Here is a 26,946-nt window from a genome sequence, read left to right on the forward strand (position 1 = left end):
GTTTTAAAGGGAGTAATTCCTGTCTATTTCCGTGCCTGAATAAGCTCAAACAGCCGCTCCGGTTCATTGGTTGTAATGAATTCTATATCCTGATCTAAAAGCCAGTTCATGTCTTCCACGGTGTTAACCGTCCAGGCATTTAAGCTCAGACCCAGCGCTTTTGATTTGCTAAACCAATCGCCATTTTTATAGACGGAAAAATGATAGTCGGCACCATCAAATCCCGATGCTTTTAACTTTTCTAAAGACACATCTCCGTTGAGGTAAGCGAACTTCGCTCCCGGTTGTAGGCCCATAATTTCTTCTCCTATCGGGTAACTAAAGCTGATGTAATCTACCCAGGCAGTTGCGCCTAGCTGCTGCACCATCGCCACCGTTTTTCTGGTCATTTGAAGATCTCGTTCCCCATTATCCTTTGCCGACTTTAGCTCCAGGATCAGTTTCGTTCTTTTTTGTTTCTTTCCGGCTTTTAAATAGGCTTCTAAAGTTGGAATCTGCTCCCCGTTACTCAGCTTTTTTTCCAGCAACTGCGCATAAGTAGAACTGGCAATCGGGATTCCAAGGAAATCAGCGTCATGGTTCACCACCAATATGCTGTCGGAGGTCATTTGCACATCAAATTCGGATCCGTAACAGCCGAGATTTATCGCTTCTTTTAAAGAAGCAATTGAGTTTTCAGGCAAGCCTTTCTTTTTCCAGGCGCCACGGTGCGCAATCACTTGATTTTTATTCCAGGAGTTAGTATTTTCCATCACAAGGGCTTTTAAAGGGTTTTTTTGGATTTCCTGCACAGCAGAGGTTATTCCAGCTGCTGGAAATATGCTCGTAAATAACGTTGCCATGGCTATGGCATAAATTGAATTGCTCATCTTATTATCAATTTGTACTTTATAGTTTTGAATGGTATATCTTCCGCACCGAATGCTATATCACTATTATAGAGCTGTGTATCAGTCTCATGGAAAGCAAATTCCTCAAAATAAATGAGTTTAACGTTAATTTTAGGCTATTATATCTTTAATTTTATCAAAACCAACATTCATTAATTACCTTTAAGCATCCTAAAGAATTACCCTTAAGCATCATAAAGCTAATTAATGAAGAGCAATTACGAACTTTTAATTTCAAAGGTTAATGAATTCACGCAAAAGTTTTACCTGAATAAACTGTTGCGGGGCAGCATTTATGCCGCCACTTTTCTCTTAGCCTTGTATTTGCTGTTATTTGTGCTGGTCTATTATACCCAGCCTGGCGTTTCCATGAAAACCTTATTGTTTTTCAGTTCCATCGCCGTTTCTGCCCTTGCTATTGGCTTTTGGGTCGTTAAACCAGCCCTTTCCTACTTTAAGCTGCGCAAAAATCTAAGCATAGAACAGGCGGCAGCACTCATCGGAGATCACTTTTTCAATGTAAAAGACAAGCTGTTAAATACATTACAGTTAAAAGCTCTGGCAGATAAAAATCCGGAACATAATCAACTCATTATGGCTGGAATTGATCAAAAGATCAATGACCTGAAACCAATTCCTTTCAGCAGTGCCATCCGACTAAATGAGAATAAAAAATACCTACGCTATTCTCTGTTTCCTTTGAGCATCATCCTCCTGATTGCCATTATCGCTCCTGCGATCTTAAAAGAAGGAACCAGCAGTTTTGTGCAGTACAACAGGGAAATTTTACCGAAAGCGCCCTTCAATTTTGAGTTACTCAATAAAAAACTGATTTGCGCGCAGGGAGACGACTTGACTTTAAAGCTTAAAATCAGCGGAAATGAGCTCCCTCAGGAGGTTTACCTTTCTGACGGATTGAACACCTATAAACTGGAGAAAAAGGACGCGACGTCTTTTCAATATACTTTCAAAAACCTTCAAAAGAACAAAGAGATCCGTTTTGCTGCAGGGGGCTTCAACTCCCTGCCCTATGTGATTGAAGTGAAGCCCCGTCCGGCAATTGTGGCCATGACTACCGACCTCCAATACCCTGCTTATCTGGGCAGAAAGAACGAAACCATTGCCAATGCAGGCGATTTACTCTTGCCTGAGGGAACCACAGTAACCTGGAAATTAAGCACTGCAAACAGTGATGAACTGGTTTTTATACTAGACAAAAAGGAACAGCTGCTCCGTTCGGAAAACAATGTTTTTAGCTTTAAAAGCACCCTTCGCAAAAGTGGAGAATACCGTCTGAGCCCAAAAAACAGTGGTTTTGTAGCTGCTGCAGATTCTTTAGTGCACCAGATTGGAATCATTAAAGACGAATTTCCGAATATCTCTGTCACTGAATCTCCGGATTCTGTAAGCACTAAGGCCCTCTATTTCTCTGGTAATATTTCGGACGACCATGGCTTTAGCGGCTTGAAATTCAATTATATCGTCACCGAAAATGGTAAAGCGAAAAACAAGGTCAGCCAATCTATTCCGGTTAAAAAAACACAACTGGAAAACTCCTTCTTCTTCTTCTGGGACCTCAACAAGGCCGATTTAAAGCCCGGACAGCAGTTGGAATATTACTTTGAGGTAACCGATAATGATGGTGTTAATGGCCCAAAATCAACTAAATCAGCGATAAAAACCTATGAGCTCCCTTCGGTACAACAGGTTGCGGAGAAAATAAATCAGGGCAGTCAGGCAGTTAAACAGAAAATGGAACAAGCCATTAAACTCGCCAGTGCGGTAGAAAAAGAGAGTAAAAAACTGGGCGCAGCTTTGCTGGACAAGAAAGCCCTTAATTTCGACGATAAGAAGCAGATTCAGCAGTTACTAGACAAGCAAAAACAGTTGGAGGAGACCGTTAAATCGCTTAAACAGCTGAATGAAAAGAGTAATTTTGAAAAAGAAGAGAATGCAGCAGTAAAAGATGAGCTCCTCGAAAAGCAAAAGCAAATCGATGAATTGTTTAAAAATGTGCTGGACGATAAAACGAAGGCCCTGTTGGAAAAGCTGCAAAGTCTGATGGATCAGAACAACAAAGACCAGACACAGCAAGAGCTTTCCAAAATGCAGCTGGATAATAAATCTGTAAAAAATGAGCTGGATCGTATCCTGGAGCTGTATAAGCAGCTGGAATTTGAACAGAACCTGCAAAGCAATATTGATCGGATTAAAGCACTCGCCAAATCACAAAAGGCCCTTGCTCAGCAAAGTAAAGATCAGAAAAAACCTGCCGCTGATTTGAAGCAACAACAGGAGGAACAACGTGCGGCTTTTGAAGACATTAGAAAAGAACTGAAAAGTCTGCAGGAAAAAAATGAGCAGCTGGAACGCCCTAATCCTTTCCAGAATCCTGAAAAAGAGAGTAAAGACATCCAGCAGCAACAAAAAGAGAGTAAAGAAAATTTAGAGAAGAACGACCGTAAAAAAGCCGCGGAAAATCAGGATAAAGCCGCTGATCAGCTGGAAAAAATGGCAAAAAAGATGGACGAGATGCAACAGGAATCTTCGGAAATGGAGAGTAATCTAAATGCTCAGGAGCTTCGTCAGTTGCTGGAAAATCTTTTGAAAACCTCTTTTGATCAGGAAAAGGTGATGCTGAATCTGAAAAAACTGAGTAGTAATGATCCGCTCTATACCAGCAATGTACAGCAACAAAGGGAGATTAAGGACAATATGAAGACCATTGCGGATAGTTTGTTCTCTTTAAGTAAAAGAGTGCCACAGATTGAAAGCAGTGTGAATGAGGAGCTCCAAAAGATCAATTTTAACCTGGATAAGAGTCTGGATAACCTGGGCGAAAGGAATACCGCTGCTGCCAATAAGAACCAGCAGTACACCATGACTTCCATCAATAACTTATCCTTAATGCTCAATGAGGCCCTGGAGCAACTTCAAAAGATGAAGAAAAACTCCAGTGGCAGTGGTAAAGGAAAAAAACAAAGCATGAAACAGCTGCAGCAAATGCAACAGCAGCTGAATAACAGCATGCAAAAGGCTAAGGATCAGCTGCAAAAATCAGGAAACAAAGGCTCGGTTCCAAAGGGGCAAATGTCTGAAGAATTCGCCAAAATGGCCCAGCAACAGCAAATGATCCGCGAGGCTTTGCAAAAGATCAACAGAGAAGAAAATAAAGATGGTAAATCCGGATTGGGTAACCTGAATCAAATGATCAAGGACATGAAGGCTACGGAAACGGATCTCGTGAATAAGCGCCTGGAGCAAGAGACGCTAAACCGCCAGAAAGACCTCCTGACCAAACTTCTGAATGCAAATGATGCGCAAAGAGAGCAGGATCAGGACTCCAAAAGGGAGAGTAAAGCTGGAAAAGATCTGCCTCCATCCTATCAGCAAATGCTGGAAAAGTTCCGCAAAAATCAAAAAAATGAGAACGAATGGATACAAAAATTACCGCCCAGCCTGAACTACTATTACAAAAATAAAATTGCGGAATATTTTAAATTGCTAAATTTGGCCCAATAATTCTATATCCAGATGGCAAAAGCAGCAGTTCATTTTTTCACCGAAGACCTTACTTATACCCTTAAAAAGAAAACCTTGTTAAAGGCATGGATTAAGGCGATCATTGAAAAAGAAGGTTATACTTTACAGGAGTTGAACTTCATTTTGTGCTCAGACGAATATTTACTGCGTATAAACCAGGAATATCTGGATCATGACACTTATACTGATGTGATCACTTTTGATAACTCAGAAGTGCTTAAAATGATCGTTGGGGATATCTTTATCAGCCTGGAACGTATCCAGGAAAATGCAAAGACGTTTAAACATACCGTAGCGGATGAATTATACCGCGTGATGGCACATGGAACGCTGCACCTTTTGGGCTATAAAGACAAGGGAAAAGCGGCTAAAACACTGATGACGGCCAAGGAAGACGAATCTCTTGCCTTGTTTAAAGCAATGGAATCTGCAGTATAGCAGCTTCCGTTGATAGGTTATATCCGGCGGTTTGTCGGAATTTAAGAACAGATGGTCTAATGAACGTCAATTTTTTGAAACGTTTCCCCTGAGCCTGCGTCTTATCTCTGAAAGATTTTTCGCAACACAAAAACCAGGAACCCATGAAAACTACCCTTAAAAAACTACTGATCGGCGCTGTAGCAATCGTCATCCTTACCGGAACAAAGTTCGGATTAAAGCCTGCCGAAAGAGCCGTGTCTTTAACCCATACCAGAAAATAACAAGCCTTATCTCCCGTTTTTAGCGCTAAAAACAAAAAATTCCTGGTCATGGTTTGCCAGCAATCTACAGCTACACCAATCCTTAACGACTGCTTTTTAAACCGGTAGCCTTGCCATTTCTTTCCTTTTTTACCCGCCTTTAGGATCAGCGTTATCGAAAAGCCTTGTGCTAATCTGCACCTTATCCCCTATACTTTAGCCCCAATACGTTGATTTTTAATGGGGAAAATCATTACATCTTCAATAGGCTCAACCATATACCTAAGAATTATTGCTTACTTTTGCACTAATTTCATACATAAAATATCGTTAAACACATACTTTGAGTACACTAATTGCAGCCGAAAACTTAGGCCATGCTTACCATGATGAATGGCTATTTAAAAATTTAACCCTGGGGATTCAACCTGGACAACGCGTAGCGTTGGTTGGTATAAACGGTGCCGGAAAAAGCACCCTACTGAAGTTACTTGCCGAAAGGTTCAATCCTTTGGAAGGTAAAATCGTAAAGAATAAATCTGTTAAAATAGGATTTCTGGATCAGGAACCTACTTTCCCGGACGGTCACTCTATCAGTGATTTTATCTTCTCGACGGACAACAAACAGCAGCAACTGATCAAAGAATATGAGGAACTGATTGAAGATCCAAACCCGGATGAAAAGAAATTGAACCGCTTATATGAAGAATTAAGCGAGCACAATGCCTGGGAATATGAGCATGAAATTAAAACGATTTTAAGCCGTATGGGGATCACTCATTTGCAACAACAGATCTCAACCCTATCTGGTGGACAGAAGAAGCGTCTTGCGCTTGCAAAGCTCCTGATTGAGGATCCTGAGATCTATGTATTAGATGAGCCAACCAATCACCTGGACATTGATACCATCGAATGGCTGGAGAAATTACTGACTTCCGGAAACAAAACTATATTATTAGTTACACACGATAGGTACTTCCTGGACAATGTTTGTAATACCATCGTAGAGCTGGACCGAGGAAAGATTTACAATTATAACGGCAATTACGCTTACTTCCTGGAGAAGAAATCTGAGCGTGAAATGGCTGATGAGAGTACTTTTCAGAAAAATAAGAACCTTTTGAAAAAGGAACTGGAATGGATGAGAAGAATGCCTGCTGCCCGTACCACTAAGTCTCAATCGCGTATTGATGCTTTTTATGACCTGGAAAGCAAAACCAAACAAAGATCAGACAACCAAAGCGTTACTTTGAACGTTAAAATGGCTCGTCAGGGGAACAAAATCCTTGAACTGGATCATATCGGTCAGTCGTTTGATGGCAAGCCTATCATCAATGATTTCAGCTATACTTTTAAACGCGCAGACCGTATCGGCCTTGCAGGTAAAAATGGTACCGGAAAATCTACTTTACTGAACATCATTACGGGTTACTTAACGCCTGAAAAAGGAAAAGTAAGTACGGGTGAGACTACCGTTTATGGTTACTATAAACAAGGTGGTTTGGCTTTCAATGAGAAAGAAAGGGTGATTGATATCGTGAAATCTGATGCAGAATACATCAAAATGGCCGATGGTCAAACGATCTCTGCTTCGCAGTTACTAACCTTATTCCTCTTCCCTCCCAAGAAACAACATGGGATGGTAGAAAAGCTTAGTGGTGGTGAAAAGAAACGCTTACACCTGATGAAAGTGTTGATGCAGAACCCCAATTTCCTGATCCTGGATGAGCCTACCAACGACCTTGATATTGACACCCTGAATGTGTTAGAAGAGTTCTTAGAGAACTTCCCTGGCGTGTTAATTCTGGTATCCCATGATAGGTATTTACTAGACAAGATGAGTGAGCAATTGTTCATCATGGAAGGCAATGGCGAGGTCGGAATTTACAATGGTAACTACTCTGAATACAGAATCAGTTTAGAAACACCAAAGGAAAAAGCACCGGTAAAAACGAAGGAAGTACCTGCTCAGAATACAGCAGCTACTCCTGCTAAAAAACTGTCTTTTAAAGAGCAAAAAGAACTGGAAGATTCGGAAGCAAAGATCGCTGAACTGGAAGCAAAAATCCAGGAATTGAGCAATTCTCTACTGACAATTGACAATGCAGATTACACCAAAATACAGGAAGTTTCCAAAAGTATTGAAGGTTTAAATCAGGAACTGGAACAGGTTACTGAACGCTGGTTAACGCTATCCGAGCAATAACCTATACCAATTATCCCCACCTGTTTCTTCGGTTCAGGTGGGGACAAATTGAGCAGAATACTGCTGTCAGCAGGGTATAATTCTACATCGATATCATGCGAATCAGAATTATAAACCAGAAATATCTCCGGTTTTAATACCCATATTCTTCCCTCCAGAGGCTTTCAAAAAACAACAAAATGTTCTTTCTCATTTTTAATAGCTAAATAACAGCGCTGGTTTTAGCCCTCAGTTGTGCCAGGAAATTAAGGTTTAAAAGCTTTGTTTCTCTGTTGAAATCCCGGAATTTTCCGGGGAGATTCAGGATGATTCTCGGGAATGCAAGGTCGGTTTCAACTATCGTTTACCCGGCTTTCAGCGGCTTTGAAACCTAAGCTGTTTTTTTAAAACCGGTTTTCTTAATCGTTTTATAGGCCTGAATGTTTGATTTGCTGCTGCGGATTTACTTGTAAAAGCAGGTGATTTTTCCTGAAAAGGATTCCACATTATTCTTTGTAAAAACGCAAATTCCAGAAATTTAAACATCAAAACGCCCCTAATCCGGACGCTGAATTCAGTACTTAATTACTGACCCTCCTTTCTGAATTTAGAAAAACGGGTCTGCTTTCCTCCCAAATCTAAGGGTTGAATTCCAAATTTAAATGCTGTTTAATCCCAGATTTAAAGGAACTATTTTAGTTTAAGTTAAGGCATAAGAGAATAAATCACGCTTATGCGCAACAGGATTTGGCAGGGAATAACAGAGATCCGGCCGCATAATACACCCTGGAAAATGAGGTCTTGTAATCAGTAAGGATCAGAAGTAAACACCTAAAATATCTTGATTCGATCCTCAGAAATAAAGCAAAGGCCCTGCTAAAGACTAATTTCCAACCCTGATTTCGAGCTTGGATTGAACCGCATCAGGATAGAAAAAGGCAGTATTTCATTTCCAGTTCCGCTACTATTAGGGGAGGAATCAGCTGACAGCGGTTAAGTAATATCGACGGGAATACTGACTAAAGGGACAACGAAACATTCCGCATCTGGCAGAATCAGTGGATAAAGTAGTCGGCACAGCAAGCTAAAGCAGCCCCTATGAAAAGGATCAATCTGCCGTTTTAAAAAGGGCAAAACAACTGGATTTTTGAACTGGAAACCTGATGATTTCTGGATTCAAAAGCCCTGGAATATCCGGTTTGAAGCTTGCTTCCTGACCTGGAATTTGCTCAGGTTTTACAGGAATCTATCCGCCTGGCCCTTAAAGCCAGACCGTGGAACAAAGTGTTCTTCGTGAAAATGAGCAACACAAAACAAGCATCATTTAAAGTGATGCTTTAAATTGAATCCTGATTTAAGGTAAACCTTGCTGCACTTTGAATACCAGGTGTTTTCTAGCTGTTAAAAAAGCAAAAGCCCCTCCCTGATTACATGGGAGGCCGCTCTTCCTCCAATAGATAAATGAGGAGGGCCGAAAAAAGAAAGAATAAAAAGGAGACTGAATTAGCACGTCTCCACTATTAAATGATTAATTTTAACCTATTGTTTCACGTGAAACATTCTCGCTTGCTAGCGGGCATCTATTACGTTCCACGTGAAACAAAATTTTAGCGATATAAAAACAACAGGTAATGTTTAAAGAATACGATGTTATAGTAGTTGGTGCCGGACATGCTGGTTGTGAAGCCGCCGCCGCTGCTGCCAATCTGGGATCTTCAGTCTTGCTGATCACCATGAATATGGAAACCATTGCACAGATGAGTTGCAACCCTGCGATGGGTGGCGTGGCGAAAGGTCAGATCGTAAGAGAGATTGACGCCATGGGTGGATACTCTGGAATCATCAGTGATAAGACCACACTACAATTTAGAATGCTGAACCTTTCTAAAGGCCCGGCGATGTGGAGTCCGAGAGCTCAGAATGACAGAAAGAGATTTGCGGAAGAATGGAGACTGGCTTTAGAGCGTACGCCTAATGTAGACTTCTGGCAAGACATGGTGAGTAGCCTGATCATTAAAAACAATACCGTTACCGGAGTGAAGACTTCTTTAGGAATTGAGATCAAAGGAAAATCAGTTGTCTTAACAAACGGAACTTTCCTAAATGGATTGATCCACATTGGAGAGAAAAAATTTGGTGGAGGTAGAACTGCTGAAAGATCAGCAACCGGCCTTACCGAACAATTGACAGAACTTGGTTTTGAAGCTGGTAGAATGAAGACTGGTACACCACCCCGCGTAGACGGAAGGTCTCTGAATTATTCAGTAATGGAAGAACAATGGGGCGACGAAAACCCGGGACGTTTTTCTTATACCAATGTTGAGCGCCCAACAGAACAACGCTGCTGCTGGATTACTTATACGAATGCGGAAGTTCACGAGACTTTAAAAGAAGGCTTCGAAAAATCTCCGATGTTCACGGGTAGAATTAAAGGACTAGGCCCAAGATATTGCCCTTCTATCGAAGACAAGATCAATCGCTTTGCAGAAAGAGAAAGACACCAGATTTTTGTTGAGCCGGAAGGATTGCATACTTGTGAGATTTATGTAAATGGTTTCTCTACTTCCTTACCGGAAGATGTACAATATAGAGCGCTGACTAAAATCCCTGGATTTGAAAACGCTAAAATGTTCCGTCCTGGTTATGCGATCGAATATGACTATTTCCCACCTACCCAACTTTCTTTAACTCTAGAAACTAAAATGATCAGCAATCTGTTTTTTGCAGGTCAGATTAACGGAACTACAGGTTATGAAGAAGCCGCGAGTCAGGGCTTTATTGCTGGTATCAATGCGCATCAAAAAGTGAACGATTTACATGAGTTGATCATGAAGCGTTCTGAGTCTTATATCGGTGTATTAATTGATGATTTAGTTACTAAAGGAACAGACGAACCTTACCGTATGTTTACATCCAGAGCAGAGCACAGATTGTTACTTCGCCAGGACAATGCAGACATCCGTCTCTCCCCTATCGGCCATCAGTTGGGCTTGATTAGTGACGAGCGTCTGGACATCGTTAAACAGAAAGTTGCCAACTCTGATGCTATTGTTGCCTTCGCTAAAAAGCAAAGTATTGACATGGCTGAAGCCAATGAAAAACTGGAAGAATTAGGAACGAGCATCCTGAATCAAAATGTAAAAATCGTGAGTTTACTAGGCAGACCGCAAGTCGGCATTGAAGACATTCGCGAGATTAGTCAGCCATTCAGGGAGTACCTGAGCGCCTTCGATAAAGAGACGGTGGAGCAGGCAGAAATCAAAATTAAGTACGAAAGCTATTTTGAGAAGGAACAGGAAATCGTGAACAAAATGCAGAAGATGGAAGACAAAGACATCAACCCGGATTTTGATTATTCGCAACTTGGATCGCTGTCAAAAGAGGCCAGAGAAAAATTATTGAAGATCAAACCCCGCACATTGGGCCAGGCTTCGAGAATTTCTGGTGTTTCGCCTTCTGACATCTCAGTTTTGATGGTACACATGAGCAAGTAAAACACAACAACCTGATAAAGAGTCAGTTACAACGGTATTTACACCTGTTTTAACTGACTCATTTAAATGAGTTTTAAGCGACTTTTAAAATTTTTTAATGGTATCTATTAAAAAGACTAATAAACTTAACACAGCGCATATAAATGGCCAAAAATAGCATTATATCGAACTTCAGGCTTTTTGCATCCCTTCTCATGCTAACTTCGCTAATCTATAGCTGTGCGAGCATACAACAGCCTCAGGGCGGGCCTCGTGATACAGAAGCGCCGAAGATCCTGAGCATGGAGCCTAAAAATTACACGACAAACTTCAAGGCTAAAAAAATCCTCATTGAATTTGATGAGTATTTCAAACTTCAGAATGAGCAGAAAGAATTTTCGATTTCTCCGGAATTGAAATCCTCTCCCCTATTGAAGGTCAAGAAAAAAATACTGGAAATCTCCTTTCAGGACAGTCTGGAAAAAAACACTACCTATACATTGAACTTCGGGAAGTTGATCGCGGATATCAACGAAAACAACGTCCTGAAGAATTTCTCTTATGTATTTTCCACCGGTCCGAAACTCGATTCCCTGAGCATCAAAGGTAAGGTGACCAATGCCATCACCGGCGAACCGGAAATTGAGGCGGTCGCATTTATTCTACCCCTGGACAGAGACACCCTCCTTGGAAAAGGCAGACCTTCGATCTATGCGCTTACCGATAGCAGTGGTAACTATAGCCTCAACAATTTAAGGGAAGGCAGTTACAAAGTGTATGCACTTAAAGAAAAAGGTGGCGATAAAATCTATCAGCAAAGCACGGATGAAATTGGTTTTATAAAAAATCCGCTGGTATTAAGTAAACCGATGGATTCTGTAAATATCAAAATTTTCAAAGAAGACGCTACCGTGTTTAGAATTTTAGATAAGCGGATCAATGCCGATGGAAGCATCAGTTTTGCCTTCAACCAAAAGCTCCAAAAACCAGAGGTTACCGTGGTAGAGCCCGCAGCATTGAACGCCACAAAATATGTGAAATTCAGCAAAAATAATGACTCCTTAAAAATGTGGCTGACGGATATGAGTTTCGACTCTACCAAAATCAACATCAATGAAAATGGAAAATTATTGCAGACGACCACCCTACTCCGGGGGAAAAAGGAAACTTATACGAGGGTTTTAACTGCAACGGATAATCTGGAAGACCGGACCCTAAATCCGAACAGACCTTTAAAGCTGACCTTCAATTTTCCAATTTTAAGTACTGATATTGCAAAGATCCAATTGCTGGAGGATTCTGTAAAAAGAACGAACTTTACTTTAGAAAAAGATAGCGCCGACTTTTTATCATACTATATAAAATATCCATGGCGCGTTAAAAAATCTTATGAAATGAAGTTTGAACCAGCTGCATTTACAGCCATCTTCAACACGAAAAATAAGGTGTTTAACAAAGATTTCAAATTGGGAAGTAAAGATGATTACGGAACGTTAATTCTTAAATTGGTGGTTCCTGAAAAGGATAAAAGTTATATCGTTGAAGTTATTGATGAAAATAAAAATGCAGTCAACACGATGGTCATTACCAATGATACGACCGTAAGATTTAACAATTATAAAGCGGGTAAATACTATACAAGGATTACCTACGACAATAACAAGAACAAAAAATGGGATACGGGAAGTGTGGCAGATGGCCGACAACCGGAAAAAATATGGAACGAACCCAAAGAACTCTCAATCCGAGCCCTCTGGGAAAGAAATGAAACCATTAAGATTCCAAAAGAATAGGCTTTTAAATAAGTCTGTTATTTAAACCAGTCGGCATACATAATATAGTTGTCTGGCAGTTTATTCAATAAAGCCCGTTGCTCTTCAGTAATGGGCTTTATTTTTTTAGCAGGTGTACCGGCATAGATATAGCCGGATTCACACTGTGTATTCTCTAATACAACGGCTCCTGCGGCAATAATACAGTAATCTTCTACTACTGCATTGTCCATCACAATGGCGCCCATACCGATCAGGATATGATCTTTTAAGATACAACCATGAACAATGGCATTATGCCCTACGGAAACGCGGTTTCCGATCACTGTGGCTGCTTTTAAATAGGTTGCATGAATCACAGCTCCATCCTGAATATTACTGTCGTTACCAATAGTGATGCGATTAACATCCCCACGGATCACCGCATTAAACCAGACAGAACAGTTACTGCCCATGATTACTTCGCCAACAATCGTCGCATTTGGCGCAATAAAACAATTTTCTCCCCATTGCGGGTGCTTATCTTTAACTGGTAATATTACTGGCATATCTAATAAATTGTATCGGTTAATTCTGCGGAATGCAGCGGATAATCTGTTGTATAATGAAGACCCCTACTCTCTTTTCTGGCTTTTGCCGACTTGATAATCATGAAAGCGACCTGGATTACATTGCGCAATTCGCAAAGTTTCACAGACACTTTATTGGCTTTGTAAAAGGCTTCGGTCTCCTCATGCAGCAAAAATAAGCGTCTCATTGCGCGGTCTAATCTGAAATCAGAACGTACAATTCCGACATAATCGCTCATTAATTTCTGTGTTTCCCTTAAATTATGAGTCACTAAAATATCTTCGTCGGACTGTTTTACCCCATCATCATTCCACTCAGGGATGTTGTCAGGGATCACCGTATTTTGGAAAGTAGCTATAGCATCTCGATAGATACGATGCGCAAACACAGGAGCTTCTAACAAGGAATTTGAGGCCAGGCGGTTTGCACCGTGCAGTCCTGTGGACGAACATTCGCCACAAGCATATAAATTTTTGATAGAAGAACGACCGTATTCATCTACCATAATTCCGCCGCACATATAATGAGCTGCAGGCGTAACCGGTATTAAATCCTTGGTCATGTCTATACCTATAGATAGACACTTCGCATAAATGTTCGGGAAATGAGCTAATATATCGCTCTTTTTGCGATTGGTGATATCAAGATAGACAAAGTCCTCTCCAGATTTTTTCATTTCAGAATCAATTGCACGAGCCACAATATCTCTGGAAGCCAAAGATCCTCTCGGATCGTATTCGTACATGAACTCTTCTCCGTTTTTTCTTCTGAGCACACCACCATAACCACGAACTGCTTCAGAAATCAGAAAAGCAGGATATTCTCCGGGATGGTATAAAGCGGTTGGATGAAACTGAATAAATTCCATGTTCCTCACTTTTCCTTTTGCACGGTACACCATCGCCATTCCGTCGCCAGTAGCAATTACCGGATTTGTAGTGCTGCTATACACATGCCCAGCTCCACCCGAAGCTAAGATAGTCACATTAGCTAGTATCTTTTCCACATCGTTACGCTCTGTGTTAAAGGCATATATGCCGTAACAGTGGATATCTTCTGAACTCTTATCCACATGCACACCCAGATGATGCTGAGTAATTAACTCCAAACAAAAGTAATGTGTTAATATCTCTATGTTTTTGTTCTGATGAATCTGTCTTAATAAAACACTTTCAATTTCGTATCCGGTGACATCTTTGTAGTGTAAAACACGATTTTCTGAGTGTCCACCTTCTTTTGCTAAATCATAAACACCGGTTGGATTTTTATCAAAATTAATCCCATAATCGATAATTTCCTGAATTCTTTGAGGCCCTTCTTTGACCACAATTTCTACTATCTCTCTGTCACACAGTCCATCGCCTGCTATGATTGTATCTTCAATATGTTTTTCAAATGAATCATCCTTATCTACTACAACTGCGACTCCACCCTGCGCATATTTTGTATTTGACTCATCCTCATTTGATTTTGTAACAATTAAAACTTTTCCATGCTGAGCTGCTTTTAATGCAAAGCTTAACCCCGCTATACCCGACCCTATTACTAAAAAATCTACTTTTCTCATTGAAATTAAGCTACTTCCCTTACTTTGTTAACAACGTTGATATAAATGTTAACTTCTTGTCTAAACATATAGAACAAATAAATTTGAATGTTTAAATCTAAGCTAAAAAGGGAATTTACCGCAATGTTTTCAGTTATTTTTGAGCAACTTTGTCGAGGTTATCCACTTTTTACACACAAACTAACAATACACATATTACTATGGATAAGTTTTGAGGGCGAAAAATAAAATGCTGTGAATCAGGGGAATTTTATCTAAAAAAATCAACTTATTTGTGGATAACTTATTAATAACTCAAATATTCGCCTAAAAAAAAATATTTTACAAACGTTATTAACACACTAATAAACAATAGAAGTCTATCTATATTAAATAATTATAATTTATTGAACTGTTGAAAATGGATACATTTGAGGAATTAAATAGAAAAGGTTTTGTCGAAGAAAAGATTGATCCAACACTTGATCTTTTTCTGGAAATCGAAAAACTAAAAAAAGAGAAAAATGCAATTGTGCTGGCGCACTACTATCAAGAGCCTGATATTCAGAATATTGCCGATTACATTGGGGACAGTTTAGGACTATCACAAGAAGCGGCAAGGACTGATGCTGAGGTGATTGTGTTTGCAGGAGTACATTTTATGGCGGAAACTGCCAAGATTCTTTCACCGGAGAAAACAGTTTTGTTGCCGGATTTGAAAGCAGGATGCTCGCTGGCTGATAGCTGTCCGCCACACCTGTTTAAAAAATTTAAAGAGAAATACCCGGACCATGTGGTGATCACCTACGTGAATTGTACGGCAGAATTGAAGGCTTTGAGCGATATTGTTTGTACCTCTACGAATGCGGTACAGATTGTGGAAAGCCTTCCGAAGGATACAAAGATCATTTTTGGTCCCGACAAAAATTTAGGCGCCTGGGTGGCTAAGAAAACAGGCCGTGATTTAGTGCTTTGGAACGGAGCCTGTATGGTCCACGAGATTTTTTCCAGAGAAAAAATCACCAAACTGAAAGCTCGTCACCCGAATGCGAAGTTTATTGCGCATCCAGAGTGCGAAGAAGCGGTGTTAGAAATGGCTGATTACATTGGATCGACCACTGGATTATTGAATTATAGTAGCAAAAGTGATGCTCAGGAATTTATTGTAGCCACGGAAAGCGGCATTATCCACCAGATGGAGAAGGCTAATCCGACAAAAACATTTATTCCGGCGCCACCAAATAATAACTGTGCCTGTAATGATTGTCCTTATATGAAAAGAAATACTTTGGAAAAACTCTATTTATGCTTAAAAAATGGAAGCCCTGAAGTAACTGTTCCTGCGGATATTATCGTGCAAGCACGTAAACCAATTGAAAGAATGCTGGAGATTTCCGCAGCATTGGGTTTATAATTTAAAAATAAGGGATTTTTCAAATGATTACTGGTAATTATAAAGAAAATCAATAAGTAGTAGAAGTTAAAACGCAATAGATAGAAAATATATGTTTGAGAATAAAGAGCGTACCGATATTGGAGAACTTGGAGAATTTGGTCTGATAAAACACCTGACTGATAACTTTAAGATCAGACATGAAAGCAGTATTAAGGGAGTTGGGGATGATGCAGCAGTGTTGAGTTTTCCTGATAAAGAAGTATTAGTTTCTACAGATTTATTGCTGGAAGGCATCCATTTCGACCTGGCATATGTCCCATTAATGCACTTAGGTTTCAAAGCTGTTCAGGTGAATTTGAGTGACATTTATGCCATGAACGGTATCGCTACTCAGATCACAGTTTCCATCGGAATTTCTAGTAAATTTCCATTGGAAGCGGTAGAAGAAATCTACAAAGGAATTGAACTGGCTTGTAATAAATTCAACATTGACCTGATTGGTGGAGATACCTCTTCCAGCAAGCAGGGATTGGTGATCAGCATTACCAGTATCGGCTATGCGGATAAAAAAGATGTAGTGTACAGAAATGGCGCTCAAGAAGGTGATTTACTATGTGTTTCCGGAGATTTAGGTGGTGCTTATGTAGGTCTTCAAATTCTGGAAAGAGAAAAACAGATATTTTTGGAAAACCCTAATATTCAGCCTGATCTGGAAGGAAAACACTATATTATTGAACGTCAGTTAAAGCCGGAAGGCAGAAGAGATATCGTTGATTTACTGGCTCAAATGGAGATTATTCCAACGTCCATGATTGATGTTTCTGATGGCCTTGCTTCGGAGATTATGCACATCTGTCAGCAGTCGGAAAAAGGCTGTACTTTGTACGAAGAAAAGATTCCAATTGATCCGATGACCTATGAAACTGCACGTGAATTAGGCTTAGATCCAACGGTTTGTGCGTTAAATGGTGGTGAAGATTATGAATTGCTTTTTACCATTAAACAAGCTGATTATACCAAGCTAAAAAATGATGTAGACATCAGTGTGATTGGTCATATTACCGATAAAAACTCTGGTTGTAAAATGATTTCCAAGTCCAATGTGGTTCATGAATTGAAAGCACAGGGATGGAACGCTTTTAAATTATAAGCTTTCCTCTTCTACAACTAAAGGATCTAAAAATCTGGTGTCAATTTGCTTCGTCGCTTTGGCACCTAATTTTTTGATTTTCTCTGAAGTACTGGCCAGATTTCCTGTTCCGGTAGAAAGTTTGTTTAAGGCTTTATCATAAGCATCCTGACTTTGTCTGATGTTTCTCCCGATACTCTCCATATCAGTTAAAAAACCTACAAATTTATCGTACATACTGCCGCTTAATCTGGCAATTTCCAATACATTTCTGTTTTGTCTTTCCTGTTTCCAGATGCTGGCGATGGTACGTAAAGTAGCGAGTAAAGTGGAAGGGCTCACCAGGACTACTTTTCTGTCCCAGGCATAGTTAAATAATTCTGCATCTTGCTGTACAGCAATACCAAAGGAAGATTCTATGGGGATGAAAAGCAATACAAAATCCGGTGAATTGATCTGGTAAAGGTCATGGTAATTCTTGGCAGATAAGCCTTGAATATGGTTTTTAATGGAGATAATATGTTGTTTCAAATGACTTTCTCTTTCTACATCATGCTCTGCGGTAACCAATCTTTCATAAGCCACCAGGGATACCTTAGAGTCCACAACTACATGTTTATCATCCGGAAGGTCAATGATTACATCCGGCTGCATCCTGTTGCCTTCTGCGGCGCTTAGGTTGGCTTGTATCCGGTACTCTCTATCTTTGATCAATCCGGAACGCTCTAAAACCCGTTCCAGAATCACTTCTCCCCAGTTTCCCTGTTTTTTTGAATCTCCTTTGAGGGCTTTAGTCAGGTTATTCGCATCTTCCTGAATCTGCTTGCTCTGGTCCATCAGCTGAGAAATTACGCCTTTAAGGATATTGCGCTCATCGGACTCCGATTTATAAACCTTATCTACTTTCTCTTCAAAAGCCTTGATGTTTTCTTTGAATGGATTGAGGATCATATCCAGATTGGTCCGGTTCTGTTCCGTAAATCTGGCGGTTTTCTCTTCCAGTACTTTATTGGCAATGTTTTCAAACTCTAATTTGAAACGCTGTTGTAAATCAGCGATATATAATTCCTGTTCGGCTTGTTTCTCGCGTTGTGCCAGGAGGTTTTCTTCGGATTTGATGACTTTACTACGTTCGGAAAGGAAATTACTACGGAGGTCATTCAGCTCGTCTTCCAGTCTCAATTTCTCTTCTTTTAACCAGTTTAATGATTTTTGATGTTCTTCTTCTTTTAAAGCCAGCAGGGCGATATGTTGATTTCCACCAACCGGTTTCTTTAAGAATAATACCACCAGAACTACTAAAATTATGATCAATAAGCCGATTATTGCTGCTTCCATACTAATATTTTTATCAAAAATGGAAAAATTAAAAGGAACCTGCAAGTAGTAATGTTAAATAATGCAGCAGCGCTTTTAAAATTATTTTAAAACTGCAGGGATTTAGGCTCGTTTTTTGATTTATAAATAATTGAAAAACATACACTACGGAAATGGGAACTTATTTATTTTTAATAATCCCGATATTACTGATTAGCATGTACGTCCAATGGAAATTTAGAAGTAAGTTTTCAAAGTACACTGAGATGCGTTTAAGTTCGGGATTTTCGGGAAAAGAGGTGGCGGAAAAGATGCTTCACGACAGTGGAATATACGATGTGAGGGTAATGAGTGCTGATGGACAGTTAACAGATCATTACAATCCTGCTGATAAAACAGTGAATCTAAGCACAGATGTGTATCATGGAAGAAGTGTGGCCGCCGCAGCGGTTGCAGCGCATGAATGTGGACACGCAGTACAACATGCCACTTCGTACCATTGGTTACAGCTGAGGACAAGTATGGTGCCTTTAGTGAGCATTTCCTCTACCTTATTGCAATGGGTTTTGATTCTTGGAGTTTTATTGATCGGCTTTACCGGAAATCCTTTTGTGCTGACTATCGGTGTGCTTGGTCTGGCCTTGCTTACCATTTTTAGTATTATCACACTGCCCGTAGAAGTTGATGCCAGTAAAAAAGCCCTGGTATGGCTTAGAAATACTCATGGCGTGATGATTACGCCGGAAGAAAATGCACAGGCCAAAGATGCACTTTACTGGGCAGCAATGACCTATTTAGTAGCTGCATTGGGTTCATTAGCCAATTTAATCTACTATGCTTCTATGTTGTTTGGAAGAAATAAATATTAATTGAGGCGGTAAGGTACAACCAGGTTAAATTCAGGAATATCTACCGTAAAATCAGTTTGATCCACCAAACGGTGCATCAGGTAATTTCCTTTCATGGAACCCATATCAGTATTCAAATGACTACCCGAAACATAGCTATAGCTGGTGCCAGGCTCAATTACGGGCTGAATACCTACTACGCCTTCCCCTTCTACTTCTCTTTCTGTGCCATTAGAATCAAATATGAACCATTGTCTTCTCATCAATTGAATCGCATAATCAGATAAATTTTCAATAGTTATCCGGTAAGCAAACATAAAATGCTCATTACCAGGATTTGAAAATTCATCCTGGTACATGGTTTCTACTGAAATTTTAACGCCCTGAGTGATTGCTGTAACCATTATAAAATAATATTTAAGAAATGTTTTTCAAAAATCAAGCCATTTCCCTATCAGGGAGAATGTGATGATATTTATCTGCCACTTCGTCTAAAATACTGTGAATAATATCTATATTTTCTTCTTTTACCAATAACATTCTATAAGGTTTGAAATCTGGTAAACCTTTAAAGTAATTGGCATAATGGCGTCTCATTTCGAAAACACCTACTCTAGGGCCTTTCCAGGCAATAGATTTCTCAAAATGGGTTCTGCAAACATTAACACGTTCTTCTACCGTTGGACCCGCAAGCGTTTCACCGGTTTTGAAAAAGTGCCTGATTTCCCTGAAAATCCATGGATATCCAATAGCTGCTCTACCAATCATAATGCCGTCTACTTCATATTCCAGGCGCCAGTCTGCCGCTTTTTGAATGCTGTCTACATCACCATTTCCGAAAATAGGAATTTTTATCCTCGGATTTCTTTTGATTTCACGGATTAAAGACCAGTCTGCCGCACCTTTATACAACTGTGCGCGTGTTCTTCCGTGAATAGTTAGTGCTTGAATACCAATATCTTGTAAACGTTCGGCAACTTCTTCCACATTTTTCGTGGTATCATCCCAGCCTAAACGGGTTTTAACGGTAACCGGCAGATGGGTAGCTTTCACTACAGCCTCTGTCATTTTTACCATTTTGTCAATATCCTGTAATAATGCAGATCCTGCTCCGCGACAAGCCACATTCTTAACCGGACAGCCATAATTGATGTCCATCAAGTCTGGTCCTGCAAGCGTTGCGATCTCCGTGGCTTCCCGCATATGGTCGATTTCGCTACCAAAAATCTGGATGCCTATCGGACGTTCATATTCGAAAATATCCAGTTTAGCCCTACTCTTTGCGGCGTCTCTAATCAGCCCCTCAGAAGAGATAAACTCGGTGTACATCATATCCACGCCGCTTTGTTTACATACAAAACGGAACGGAGGGTCACTTACATCTTCCATCGGTGCAAGCAAAAGTGGGAACTCTCCCAGATCAATATTTCCTATCTTTACAGACATTTCTCTATCTTCAAACCTAAAATCAAAGGACAAAGGTACAAATATTACAAATAATGAATTTTATAGAAAACGAAAGACCTGAAAAAAGTCCTTATGTACAATTACTTACCCTTGGACTTTATGCCATCGCAGGGCTGATCATGACCTATGTGGTTGGACTTGCCGGATTGTATTTATGGTACGGGGAAATGATAGATGCCAACTGGTTAACCCCTGGTGACCCTAAATTTATTGTGGTTTCCAGGACACTTATTTCTCTGCAGCAACTGGGTTTATTTCTGTTGCCGGCTATATTACTGGCCTGGGGAGAAAAAGCAAAAGCAACTGTTTTTTATGATTTTAAGCGTACAAAAATTGATCTTTTGATACTGGTGGTCTTGATGATGGTGGTCTCTATGCCGGTATTGGAGTGGATTACCCAGTGGAATCAGCAAATGGTGCTCCCTGAGTTTTTGAAACCCATGGAACAATGGATGAAAGCCAAGGAAGATGAAGCTATGGCTACTACGCTGGAAATCCTGAAAATGAAAAATATCGGAGATTACCTGATGAATATCGCATTAATCGCGCTATTACCAGCTATTGCGGAAGAACTCATGTTTAGAGGGGCAATTCAGCGTTCTTTTGGGAGGATGTTCCAGAATCCACACCTGGTGATCTGGCTTACCGCCTTTATTTTTAGCGCCATTCATGTACAGTTTTACGGATTTCTACCGCGATTACTACTTGGAGCAGCCTTTGGATACATTTATTTCTGGAGCAAAAGCCTGTGGTATTCCATATTTGCCCACTTTTTAAATAATGCTTATGCCGTTAGTGCAGCATGGTATATGCAAAAAAACAATATACCTTTGTCAGAATCAGATAAAACGACCTGGTTTCAATGGTATGGTTACCTGATTAGTGCAGTTTTGACTTTTCTGATATTCAGATATTTTAAAAATAAATCAACAACAGATGGAAAACAATTGGACAAAAGTATTTAGTACAGAAGATCCCTTTACAGCAGAAATATTGAAACAAGGGCTATTAGAAAATGATATTCCCGCAGTAGTGATGAACCAGCAGGATTCTTCCTACAAGACTTTTGGGGTAATTCACATCCTGGTACATCCGGAAAATTTAGAAAAAGCGCAGGCTTATATCAAAGACAACGAGATCGCTTAAACCACTACAATTACACGTATACGCATGAAAACAAGAGCGATAACTGCTTTCTTTTTTACTATAGTGATGTTAGGATCCATGTTTTTGGGACCTTATGTCTATTCTGTTTTTTATTTACTTTTGAGTCTGGCTGCCTTATGGGAGTTTTTTAAACTGATCAAAACAGCGGGTATCAGGCCACACCGGAATATTGCAATGATTGCCGCAACATTGATCTTTTTCATGACTGCAGGTTATCATTTTTTACAATTTGAAACTAAGTTTTTACTCCTGTTGGTCCCATTGATCTTCTCCGTATTTATCTCGGAACTTTACAAAAAAGAAAAAATACCTTTTGCCAATATCTCTTACACCTTTGTGGGCTTTATGTATGTAACAGTCCCTTTTTGCTTCTTCTATTCCCTGGGTTTCATCGGGCATATCCCCGATTATAGTTTTCATTTGCCATTGGCTTTTATGCTGATGTTATGGGCAAATGATACTGGTGCTTACCTATTTGGCTCTAAATTTGGCAAAACAAGACTATTTGAACGCCATTCTCCTAAGAAATCATGGGAAGGCTTCTTTGGCGGTGTATTTACCAGCGTACTGGTGGCTTATATACTTTCCATTTACTTCACAGAACTCTCTTTTCTTACCCTTGGAGGAATGGCCATCTTAATATCCAGTTTCGGTACTTTAGGCGACCTGGTAGAATCGATGCTGAAAAGAAGTTTGAATGTTAAAGACTCCGGAGACATATTACCTGGTCATGGTGGGCTATTAGACCGTTTCGACGGTTTACTGATGTCTGCACCTGTTGTTTATGTCTACCTGTATCTTATTCTGTACTAAGTAAGGAACCTGAAAAATCAGGAATTTAGCTATAAATCATAGATACATTTCTATTTATCAATTGGTTATAGTATAAATGAAATATAAGATGTATCTTGGATTTGAAAATTAAAAACCTTTCCATGATGAGTACTGATAAAAAGATTCTGATTGCTGAAATTATGGCTGTCGCCTATTTTGTATTGATGTTTACCGGGGTTATTGCCGCGATAAACTTCCCTGTAGTTGGGGCAATAGTGGAAATGATCACGATTCCATTGATGATGTTCCAGCTGTGTGTCTTCGTGATTGTAGGGTATACCCTGCTCAAAAAAGATAAAAAAATGAACTATGAACTGGCCATCTCCGGTGTCATGTCTGTTGGTATGATCGGTTTCTTTTGTATCACTTTCTAAGAAAACACGGAGTAATGGATTAAAATGATGTTGCTGGTGTTAACCCCCGGGCAGATCAAATGAATAAAAAAAAGCAGCTGATCAACTCAGCTGCTTTTTTTATGCGTTTTATATGGGAAATAAGCGTTTTTAAGACACTTTCTCCCTTAAAACATATTCTTTTGTTATCTTCTTTTCAAAGGCTGTAGCAAGTATTCTAAACCATTCAATTTAATCTCATACAAAGTAGCGATCATCTCCCCTAGTTTCCCCGGAGGAAAGCCCTTATTGTGGAACCAGATCAGGTAAGATTCCGGAAGGTCACACATGGTTCTTCCCTGATATTTGCCAAAAGGCATTTTCATGGTTACGAGATCGTTTAATAATTGCGGATTCATAGCTTATCGTATTAATTAGCGACCATATTTAGCATCTCTACTGCTTCATCTACCGATTTCAGGCCTTCAAAAGCAATCCGTAAAGAATTTTTCACCTCTTTTAAATTACATATTCTCGGATGCATCTGTGCAAAATGCAGAATCTGGTTAAACATGGTCGAATCGAAGAACGCAGACTGCTTATCAGCGATGAAATAACCGCGTAACACCCCTTTTTTGAAACTCAGTTTCTCAAAAGCCAGTTTCTTAGCCACCCATTGCAAACGCATCACATTCAGCATGGTTTTTACAGGCTTTGGAACAGGACCAAAACGGTCTTGTAATGCACTTTCAAAAGCTTTCAGCTGTGTTTCATTTTCCAGCTTGGAAAGCTCCGTATACAGGTTATATCTTTCCGTAATATTCGTCACATAATCATCCGGAATAAACATATCCAGATCGGTATCAATTTGCGTGTAAGTTACAAAAGGACGAGCCGGTTCAGTTTTAAATAAATCCTTAAATTCATCGCCTTTCAGCTCCTGAATCGCCTCATCTAAGATCTTATGATACATTTCGAAACCGATTTCGGCGATAAAGCCACTTTGCTCTGCTCCCAGTAAGTTTCCACTGCCACGGATGTCTAAATCACGCATGGCGATGTTAAAACCGCTACCCAGATCAGAAAACTCCTCTATTGCACTCAGTCTTTTTCGCGCTTCATTAGTCAGCGTAGATAACGGCGGACTCAATAAATAGCAAAACGCCTTTTTATTGGAGCGTCCTACCCTGCCACGCATCTGGTGTAAATCGCTCAAACCGAACATGTGAGCATGGTTTATGATGATCGTATTGGCATTTGGAATGTCCAGGCCAGCCTCAATAATTGTGGTGGCTACCAATACATCTTTTTCCCCGTTAATAAAATCAAGCATTACATCTTCCAGCGCGTCGCCGTCCAGCTGTCCGTGTGCAATCCCGATTCGTGCTTTAGGAACCATTCCCTGTATCATCCCGCCCAATTGCGGCAGGTCATTTACCCTGTTATGGATAAAAAATACTTGTCCACCCCTGTCCAGCTCAAATTGAATGGCTTCCTGAATCAATTTATCATTGAAAACATGAAGCTCCGTATTCACTGCCTGACGGTTTGGTGGCGGCGTACTCATGATCGAAAGATCTCTTGCGCCCATCAGCGAGAAGTGTAAAGTCCTCGGAATCGGCGTTGCGGTTAGCGTTAGTGTATCTACATTGGCCCTCAATACCCTTAACTTTTCTTTTGAAGTAACTCCAAATTTCTGCTCCTCATCAATGATCATGATGCCTAAATCCTTGAATTTAACATCCTTACTCAATAATCTGTGGGTACCAATCACAATATCGACCTTCCCTTCGGCTAATTTAGCCAGGGTTTCTTTGATCTGTTTATTCGTTTTAAAACGATTGATATAATCTACCGTACAAGGGAAATCCTTCAAACGTGCAGAAAAGGTTTTGAAATGTTGGAGTGCAAGAATGGTTGTTGGAACCAATATGGCGGCCTGTTTACCATTAGCAACCGCTTTAAAAGCAGCCCTGATAGCGATTTCGGTCTTTCCGAAACCCACATCACCACAAATCAGACGATCCATTGGATGTGGCGCCTCCATGTCTTTTTTAACATCCATGGTTGCCTTCTCCTGATCCGGCGTATCCTCATAAATAAAGGAAGCCTCCAGCTCTGTTTCCAGATAGCCATCAGGAGCAAAAGCAGTACCTACCTGGGTTTTCCTTAAAGCATACAGCTTGATCAGGTCCCTGGCAATGTCTTTAACTTTTTTTTTAGTGTTCTTTTTAAGCTTATCCCAGGCCTCTGTGCCCAGTTTATTCATTTTTGGAGGAGTTCCATCCTTGCCACTATATTTTGCAATCCGGTTTAGGGAATTGATATTCACATAGAGCAAATCGTTGTCTGCGTACACCAGGCGAATCATTTCCTGAGTTTTGCCACTCACTTCAACCTTTTCCAAACCGGCATATTTCCCGATTCCATGGTCAATATGGGTCACAAAATCTCCCGGTTTCAGGTCTCTTAATTCTTTCAAAGTAATCGCCTGACTTCGCTGGTAGCCCCTTTTAAGCTTGTATTTATAGAAACGGTCAAAAATCTGGTGGTCGGTATAGAAAGCCACATTTTGCTGTGGATCTAAGAAACCCTCCCTTAATGGAATATTGACCGGTGTAAATTTTGCGGTTTTATCAATGTCTTCTAAAATCGCATACAAACGCTCGGTTTGTTTCGGAGAAGAACTGAAAATATAATTGTGAATCCCCTGTTTTTCATTCTCTTTCAAATTGTGAATGAGCAGGTTGAAATCCTTATTGAAGGAAGGCTGCGGTTTAGTATCAAAAGAAAATACATGATCCGTTTTATAGAAAAACTGCTTACCAAATTCCAGCAAAGCGAAATCATGAACCATATCGGCCATCATTTTCTCATCGGTAAAAGCAAACTTCGGATCAATCCAATCCTGATTTTCCGATTTCTCTTTTGCCGGTAAAGCCAGCCATAACTCTTTAGCCTTCTTATAACCACCTTTAATGATGTCCAGACTAAATTCTACGTCTTTAAACCATAATAGCGTGTCCTTTTCGATATAATCTAAGAGGTTAATGTTGCTTTCTGTCAGGTATTTGGACTGCACATTCGGAATAATCGTGAAGCTCTTCACATCCTCCACAGAAAGCTGACTTTCAATTTCGAAAGTCCGGATACTTTCAATTACATCACCAAAAAACTCAATCCGGTAAGGTAGATCATGAGAGAAAGAGAAAATATCGACAATCCCGCCACGAATAGAGAACTGACCGGGTTCATAAACGAACTCTGTACGTTCAAAATCGTAATCAAACAGGAATTCATTGATAAAATCAATGCCTAGTTTCGTTTGAACGGCAATTTCCAGCGTATTTTTCTCCAGCACGCTCCTGTTGATCACCTTTTCGGCCAGAGCCTCGGGGTAAGTCACCACAATCTTTCCATATTCTGAATGGTGATTCAGCTCATTGAGCACTTCTGCCCTTGCTAATACATTTGCAGTATCTACCTGGGTGAATTCGAATGGTTTACGGAAGGATGATGGAAAAAGCAAGACCTCTTTATCGAGGATACTTTCCAGGTCGGCCATGAAATAAGAAGCCTCTTCCCGATCAGGAAGGACAAATAACATGGGTTTGTGCAACAGGAAATAAATAGCAATGGCTATTGTTGCATCGGCAGACCCAACTAAACCTTTTAGTTGAAGTTTATTACCTTTGCCCGCGTTGAGGGCTTTTGCCAATGCTACAATGCGTTCGTCTGTTTTATATGTATTGATCAGGTCACGGATGTTCACTATGCAAAGGTAAGATTTATGATGA

General features: G+C 40.1%; 20 protein-coding genes. 12 read left to right on the forward strand and 8 right to left on the reverse strand.

Features of this window, described 5'->3' with window-relative positions; translation table 11 throughout:
* Window positions 1-23: 23 nt before the first annotated feature.
* Window positions 24-869: a glycerophosphodiester phosphodiesterase gene (locus R2Q66_RS14880; RefSeq protein WP_316750301.1), complete on the reverse strand. Its 846-nt coding sequence runs from the start codon at window positions 867-869 to the stop codon at window positions 24-26.
* 228 nt (window positions 870-1,097) lie between these two features.
* On the opposite strand from R2Q66_RS14880, the gene R2Q66_RS14885 reads away from it, so the two are divergent.
* The 5 genes from R2Q66_RS14885 to R2Q66_RS14905 all read left to right on the forward strand — a co-directional run bounded on the left by R2Q66_RS14885 (window position 1,098) and on the right by R2Q66_RS14905 (window position 12,564).
* On the forward strand, window positions 1,098-4,412 hold the full coding sequence (locus R2Q66_RS14885) for a DUF4175 family protein (RefSeq protein ID WP_316750303.1): 3,315 nt from the start codon (window positions 1,098-1,100) through the stop codon (window positions 4,410-4,412).
* 12 nt (window positions 4,413-4,424) lie between these two features.
* Window positions 4,425-4,871, forward strand: coding sequence for an rRNA maturation RNase YbeY (gene ybeY / locus R2Q66_RS14890; RefSeq protein WP_316750305.1), 447 nt, complete (start codon window positions 4,425-4,427; stop codon window positions 4,869-4,871).
* 585 nt (window positions 4,872-5,456) lie between these two features.
* On the forward strand, window positions 5,457-7,319 hold the full coding sequence (locus tag R2Q66_RS14895) for an ABC-F family ATP-binding cassette domain-containing protein (protein WP_316750308.1): 1,863 nt from the start codon (window positions 5,457-5,459) through the stop codon (window positions 7,317-7,319).
* A 1,610-nt stretch (window positions 7,320-8,929) separates the two neighbouring features.
* Window positions 8,930-10,792: a tRNA uridine-5-carboxymethylaminomethyl(34) synthesis enzyme MnmG gene (gene mnmG, locus R2Q66_RS14900; protein ID WP_316750310.1), complete on the forward strand. Its 1,863-nt coding sequence runs from the start codon at window positions 8,930-8,932 to the stop codon at window positions 10,790-10,792.
* A gap of 194 nt (window positions 10,793-10,986) precedes the next feature.
* On the forward strand, window positions 10,987-12,564 hold the full coding sequence (locus tag R2Q66_RS14905) for an Ig-like domain-containing protein (protein WP_316750313.1): 1,578 nt from the start codon (window positions 10,987-10,989) through the stop codon (window positions 12,562-12,564).
* Between the two features lie 17 nt (window positions 12,565-12,581).
* On the opposite strand, the gene R2Q66_RS14910 is transcribed toward R2Q66_RS14905, so the two are convergent.
* Both R2Q66_RS14910 and nadB read right to left on the reverse strand, forming a co-directional pair.
* Entirely contained in the window at window positions 12,582-13,091 is a 510-nt protein-coding gene (locus tag R2Q66_RS14910) for a gamma carbonic anhydrase family protein (RefSeq protein ID WP_316750315.1), read from the reverse strand.
* 2 nt (window positions 13,092-13,093) lie between these two features.
* Entirely contained in the window at window positions 13,094-14,680 is a 1,587-nt protein-coding gene (gene nadB, locus R2Q66_RS14915) for an L-aspartate oxidase (protein ID WP_316750318.1), read from the reverse strand.
* A 400-nt stretch (window positions 14,681-15,080) separates the two neighbouring features.
* On the opposite strand from nadB, the gene nadA reads away from it, so the two are divergent.
* Together nadA and thiL are read left to right on the forward strand one after the other, a co-directional pair.
* On the forward strand, window positions 15,081-16,073 hold the full coding sequence (nadA, locus tag R2Q66_RS14920; RefSeq protein ID WP_316750320.1) for a quinolinate synthase NadA: 993 nt from the start codon (window positions 15,081-15,083) through the stop codon (window positions 16,071-16,073).
* 91 nt (window positions 16,074-16,164) lie between these two features.
* Window positions 16,165-17,205: a thiamine-phosphate kinase gene (thiL, locus tag R2Q66_RS14925; protein WP_265842957.1), complete on the forward strand. Its 1,041-nt coding sequence runs from the start codon at window positions 16,165-16,167 to the stop codon at window positions 17,203-17,205.
* Here thiL and R2Q66_RS14930 read toward each other — a convergent pair.
* A complete protein-coding gene (locus tag R2Q66_RS14930) occupies window positions 17,200-18,522 on the reverse strand; it encodes a DNA recombination protein RmuC (protein WP_316750324.1) in 1,323 nt (440 codons plus the stop codon). The two genes, thiL and R2Q66_RS14930, sit on opposite strands and share 6 nt — an antisense overlap.
* A 152-nt stretch (window positions 18,523-18,674) precedes the next feature.
* Here R2Q66_RS14930 and R2Q66_RS14935 point away from each other — a divergent pair, with 152 nt between their 5' ends.
* Window positions 18,675-19,370, forward strand: a complete 696-nt coding sequence (locus tag R2Q66_RS14935) for a zinc metallopeptidase (protein WP_316750327.1) — start codon at window positions 18,675-18,677, stop codon at window positions 19,368-19,370.
* Here the strand turns inward: R2Q66_RS14935 and apaG are convergent.
* Together apaG and dusB are read right to left on the reverse strand one after the other, a co-directional pair.
* Window positions 19,367-19,753: a Co2+/Mg2+ efflux protein ApaG gene (apaG, locus tag R2Q66_RS14940; RefSeq protein ID WP_316750329.1), complete on the reverse strand. Its 387-nt coding sequence runs from the start codon at window positions 19,751-19,753 to the stop codon at window positions 19,367-19,369. The two genes, R2Q66_RS14935 and apaG, sit on opposite strands and share 4 nt — an antisense overlap.
* A 34-nt stretch (window positions 19,754-19,787) precedes the next feature.
* Window positions 19,788-20,795 carry a tRNA dihydrouridine synthase DusB gene (gene dusB / locus R2Q66_RS14945; protein ID WP_316750331.1) on the reverse strand — a complete coding sequence of 336 codons (1,008 nt, stop codon included), beginning with the start codon at window positions 20,793-20,795 and terminating at the stop codon, window positions 19,788-19,790.
* A 53-nt stretch (window positions 20,796-20,848) separates the two neighbouring features.
* Between dusB and R2Q66_RS14950 the strand changes: the two genes are divergently transcribed.
* The 4 genes from R2Q66_RS14950 (at window position 20,849) to R2Q66_RS14965 (ending at window position 23,191) form a co-directional block, all read left to right on the forward strand.
* Window positions 20,849-21,781, forward strand: coding sequence for a CPBP family intramembrane glutamic endopeptidase (locus tag R2Q66_RS14950; RefSeq protein WP_316750334.1), 933 nt, complete (start codon window positions 20,849-20,851; stop codon window positions 21,779-21,781).
* Window positions 21,753-21,962 (forward strand): DUF2007 domain-containing protein, encoded by a 210-nt coding sequence (locus tag R2Q66_RS14955; protein ID WP_316750336.1) that lies wholly within the window; start codon window positions 21,753-21,755, stop codon window positions 21,960-21,962. The genes R2Q66_RS14950 and R2Q66_RS14955 overlap by 29 nt, the downstream gene beginning before the upstream one ends.
* Window positions 21,963-21,986: 24 nt before the next feature.
* The gene (locus R2Q66_RS14960; RefSeq protein WP_316750337.1) at window positions 21,987-22,796 is read left to right on the forward strand and encodes a phosphatidate cytidylyltransferase; all 810 of its coding nucleotides are present in this window, start codon (window positions 21,987-21,989) and stop codon (window positions 22,794-22,796) included.
* 122 nt (window positions 22,797-22,918) lie between these two features.
* Window positions 22,919-23,191 (forward strand): hypothetical protein, encoded by a 273-nt coding sequence (locus tag R2Q66_RS14965; protein WP_316750338.1) that lies wholly within the window; start codon window positions 22,919-22,921, stop codon window positions 23,189-23,191.
* Window positions 23,192-23,355: 164 nt separating this feature from the next.
* Here R2Q66_RS14965 and R2Q66_RS14970 read toward each other — a convergent pair whose 3' ends face one another.
* Together R2Q66_RS14970 and mfd are read right to left on the reverse strand one after the other, a co-directional pair.
* Window positions 23,356-23,568 (reverse strand): DUF3820 family protein, encoded by a 213-nt coding sequence (locus R2Q66_RS14970; RefSeq protein ID WP_265842966.1) that lies wholly within the window; start codon window positions 23,566-23,568, stop codon window positions 23,356-23,358.
* Window positions 23,569-23,579: 11 nt separating this feature from the next.
* Window positions 23,580-26,921: a transcription-repair coupling factor gene (gene mfd / locus R2Q66_RS14975; RefSeq protein WP_316750341.1), complete on the reverse strand. Its 3,342-nt coding sequence runs from the start codon at window positions 26,919-26,921 to the stop codon at window positions 23,580-23,582.
* Between the last annotated feature and the right edge of the window lie 25 nt (window positions 26,922-26,946).

Source organism: Pedobacter gandavensis, assembly GCF_032677645.1.
Classification (GTDB): Bacteria; Bacteroidota; Bacteroidia; order Sphingobacteriales; family Sphingobacteriaceae; genus Pedobacter; species Pedobacter gandavensis_A.